The following is a 3534-nucleotide window of genomic DNA, read 5'->3' as shown; positions in this document are numbered from 1 at the left end:
ATCCGGCGACCCGGATCAAAGCGATCCAGCCGACCCGTTGGAGCACACCTCATGAGTCGTTCCGTGCGTGCTGCCCTCGTCCAGGCCGAATGGACAGGCGGCAAAGAGTCGATGATCGACAAGAGCGTTTCTTATGCGCGGCGGGCCGCTGACCAGGGCGCCCAGGTGCTTTGCTTTCAAGAGATCTTCAGCTCCGCGTACTTCTGCACGGTGCAAGACCCGTCGTTCTACGACGAAGCGGAGGAGATCCCGAACGGTCCCACGATCCAGCGGATGACGGCGCTGGCCGCAGAGACCGAGATGGTGCTTGTGGTGCCCATCTACGAGCGGGTGGACGAGGGCACCTTCTACAACACGGCTGCGGTCATCGACGCCGACGGCAGCTTTCTGGGGATCTATCGGAAGACGCACATCCCTCAGGTCGAGGGCTTCTGGGAGAAGTTCTATTTCCGCCCCGGCAATCTGGGGTACCCGGTTTTCGACACGGCCGTTGGGCGCATCGGCGTGTACATCTGTTACGACCGTCACTTCCCAGAGGGTTGGCGGATCCTCGGACTCAAGGGCGCCAAGATCGTCTTCAATCCGTCGGCTACAACTCGGGGTCACTCCCGTTACCTCTGGGAGCTCGAGCAACCCGCCGCTGCGGTTGCCAACGAGTACTTCGTCGGTGCGATCAACCGGGTCGGCGCCGAGGATCTGGCGGGGACGGACTATTACGGCTCGTCCTACTTCGCGAGCCCGCGCGGTCAGCTGATCGGCGGTACCGCATCCGACACCGAAGACGAGGTCCACGTCAGGGATCTCGATATGGGCCTGATCGAAGAGGTTCGGCGCCACTGGGCTTTCTATCGAGATCGCCGGCCCGAGGTCTACTCGGACATCTCCGACGGGTGACGACGCGCGTTTGGGGCCCCCTCGGCTGAGGGGGCCCCAAGGTTGCACGCTGGCGACTAGCTGCTGGAGCTGCTCGGCGTTGAGGCGCCGTCTCCGCTGGCGTTGAAGACCTCGCCGATCGCACCGATGGTGCTCAAGATCCCGCTCATCTCGACGGGCAGGAAGATCTTGGTAGCCTGTCCGTCCGCGATGCCCTGGAGGGCCTCGAGGTAGCGGATCGCAATCAGGTCCGGCGTGGGGTCGCCGGTATGGATGGCGCCGAACACACGCTCGATGGCGCGACCCTCACCCTCGGCAACCGTCTCCTTCTGGTAGCGCTCAGCGTCTGCGACCTGCTTGATCGCTTCGGCCTGACCTTCGGCCTCGAGGATTCGGGACTGCTTCACGCCCTCCGCCTTGAGGATCTCGGCACGCTTCGAACCCTCGGACTCCGTGACGACCGCACGGCGATCGCGCTCCGCCTTCATCTGGCGGTGCATGGCGTCGGTGACGTCCGCGGGCGGATCGATGCGCTGGATCTCAACACGCACGACCTTCGTGCCCCAGACATCGGTCGCCTCGTCCAAGATGGCACGGAGCTGGGCGTTGATCGTCTCACGTGAGGTGAGCGCATCGTCCAGGTCGAGGTCGCCGACGACGTTACGCAAGTTGGTCTGCGCCAACTTGGTTGCTGCCAGGACGAAGTTCTGCACGTTGTACACCAGCTTCACGGGGTCCGTCGCCTGGTAGTAGACGACGGCATCGACCGTGACCACGACGTTGTCCTTTGTGATGACCTCCTGGGGAGGAACGTCGACGACGATCTCACGCATGTCCACCCGCCGGATCCGGTCGATGAATGGCACGATGAGATGCAGACCGGGGTCGAGTGTTTCGCGGTACTTGCCGAACCGCTCGACGAGACCCTGCTCGAACTGCTTCACGATCTTGAGACCGAGTGCGGCGTAGATCACCACAAGTGCGATCACGCCGATGACTACAGCAATGGCTCCCATGTGAGCTCCTTCTTTTCTTCGTCCGCTATGACTTCGGTTCCACCACGAGGCGTGCGCCGCGTACGTCGATGACTCGCACTTCGGTGTTCGCTTCGATGACACTGTCGAGGTCCGTCGTCGCACTCCATTGCTCGGTCTCGACCCTGACCCGGCCCGTCCCGGCGACGCGGTCGATCGGCTCGATCACCGTTCCGACCGCATCGACGTAGCGCTTGGCTCCCACCGGATAGCTCGGCTCGCCTTCACGCCACGCAAAGCTCCTCAGGCCCCACAGCGCGCCAATCGAAACCGCGAGGAAAGCAACGATCTGCGCCCAAACCGCGACCTCGAAGAACGCAAGGATGCCGGCGACGACCGCCCCTATTGCAAAGGGCAGCATGAACAGACCGGCCGTCACCATCTCGCCGATTCCGAGCACGACGGCGGCACCTAGCCAGACCCATCGCCAAACTTCGATGTCATCCACGCTGTCCTCCTTCGGTCCAACCAACACCAATGCGGCCACAACCGCGATCACCAGGATCGCAAACACGCCGATGCCGCGGCCGTTGCGGCTCTGACGTTTGACTTCGTTCCATGTCGACCGTCTCCGAGGTCCTCGTTGTTCGGCGGCCCATGCCTCGGCGAAGCCCGGGATGTCGTCGCCGACGACAACCGCAGGACTCTTGCCCGCGGCAACGGCTTCGCGGAGGTGCGACTCGAGCTCGCGACGCATGTCGGTGATGGCGACGTCGCGGACACCTGTCTCACGCCAGTAACGCTCACACCGTTCCAACACATGGTCGACGCTGAGTTCAGTCACGTCCACCTCCATTCAGAACCTGCTCGACGCCCGATGCGAGGCGTCTCCACTCTGTTGCCCATTCGTCGAGTCTGACACGACCCGGCGGGGCAATCCTGTAGTACTTGCGGGGCGGGCCCCCCGTCGACTCTACGAAGTAGCCCTCGATGTACCCCTTCTTCTGCAGCCTGCTCAGCAGCGGATAGATGCTGCCTTCGCTGACCAGCGCCAAACCACGCCCCTGCAACTTGTCCACCATCTCATATCCGTAACTCGGCTCCTCGGCGATGAGCGCCAGGAGACACATGTCGAGAACGCCTTTCAGGAGCTGGGAGCTGTGATCCACATCCACTCCACGGGTACTCGCCGTCACCCATCGCTGGGCTTGCTTTCTTACGTCGCTCGGGCCCTCCGTTGCTCCGGCGGGCCGTCGCTCAGCCCGGCCGTCGCTCGAAGGCCTGCCGGTCGCCAAGACATCTTGGTTACCCAAGTACTCGGGTAACCAATATATCCTGGTAACCAGGCTACCTTGCGTTGCACTTTACCCCCATCTTCGGTTCTTGGCAAGGGTCGATCGCGGCCTAGCGGTCATCGGTTAGTGCGAACCAATGGGTACGATCCTGGGTCTAAGTAGGGTCCGGTGACGGGAGCCAGATGTCAGAATCGTCATTCTCCAAACGAGTCGGTGCGTTCGTGATCGCCGGCGTTTTCGTCGTCGTTGCGTTCCTGATCGGCGGCGCCATCGGCAACTGGAACCCGTTCGGCTTCGGTGGCAGCCCCTACACGTCTGTCGGCCCGACCGTTGTGGACAGCGTCCGATCGCTCGCCGACCTGACGACGGTGGAGATGGTCGAGTACACCACC

5 protein-coding genes are annotated in these 3534 nt (G+C 62.8%); 2 read left to right on the top strand and 3 right to left on the bottom strand.

Going from position 1 to position 3534, the window contains the following annotated elements:
* Positions 1–51 precede the first annotated feature (51 nt).
* Positions 52–894 carry an acyltransferase gene (locus OES25_17605; protein ID MDH3629453.1) on the top strand — a complete coding sequence of 281 codons (843 nt, stop codon included), beginning with the start codon at positions 52–54 and terminating at the stop codon, positions 892–894.
* Between the two features lie 56 nt (positions 895–950).
* Here OES25_17605 and OES25_17600 read toward each other — a convergent pair whose 3' ends face one another.
* Genes OES25_17600 through OES25_17590 form a run of 3 tightly spaced genes read right to left on the bottom strand, consistent with a single transcriptional unit; the run spans position 951 to position 2977 of the window.
* Entirely contained in the window at positions 951–1889 is a 939-nt protein-coding gene (locus tag OES25_17600; GenBank protein MDH3629452.1) for an SPFH/Band 7/PHB domain protein, read from the bottom strand.
* A 25-nt stretch (positions 1890–1914) separates the two neighbouring features.
* Positions 1915–2691 (bottom strand): hypothetical protein, encoded by a 777-nt coding sequence (locus tag OES25_17595; protein ID MDH3629451.1) that lies wholly within the window; start codon positions 2689–2691, stop codon positions 1915–1917.
* Positions 2684–2977 (bottom strand): PadR family transcriptional regulator, encoded by a 294-nt coding sequence (locus OES25_17590; protein MDH3629450.1) that lies wholly within the window; start codon positions 2975–2977, stop codon positions 2684–2686. The genes OES25_17595 and OES25_17590 overlap by 8 nt, the downstream gene beginning before the upstream one ends.
* 347 nt (positions 2978–3324) lie before the next feature.
* Between OES25_17590 and OES25_17585 the strand changes: the two genes are divergently transcribed.
* A partial coding sequence (locus OES25_17585; protein ID MDH3629449.1) for a hypothetical protein occupies positions 3325–3534 on the top strand: 210 nt, incomplete at its 3' end.

The sequence above is a fragment of the Acidobacteriota bacterium genome (assembly GCA_029861955.1).
In the GTDB taxonomy this organism is placed as follows: Bacteria; Acidobacteriota; Polarisedimenticolia; order Polarisedimenticolales; family Polarisedimenticolaceae; genus JAOTYK01.
The sequence above is the reverse complement of the archived record's forward strand: the minus strand, read 5'-3'. Positions and strand labels throughout refer to the sequence as shown.

Bases quoted from the DNA above. Each gene is read 5' to 3' on its own strand.
- OES25_17605 (MDH3629453.1), top strand. From the start codon at position 52: ATGAGTCGTTCCGTGCGTGCTGCCCTCGTCCAGGCCGAATGGACAGGC.
- OES25_17590 (MDH3629450.1), bottom strand. From the start codon at position 2,977: ATGTGTCTCCTGGCGCTCATCGCCGAGGAGCCGAGTTACGGATATGAG.
- OES25_17600 (MDH3629452.1), bottom strand. From the start codon at position 1,889: ATGGGAGCCATTGCTGTAGTCATCGGCGTGATCGCACTTGTGGTGATC.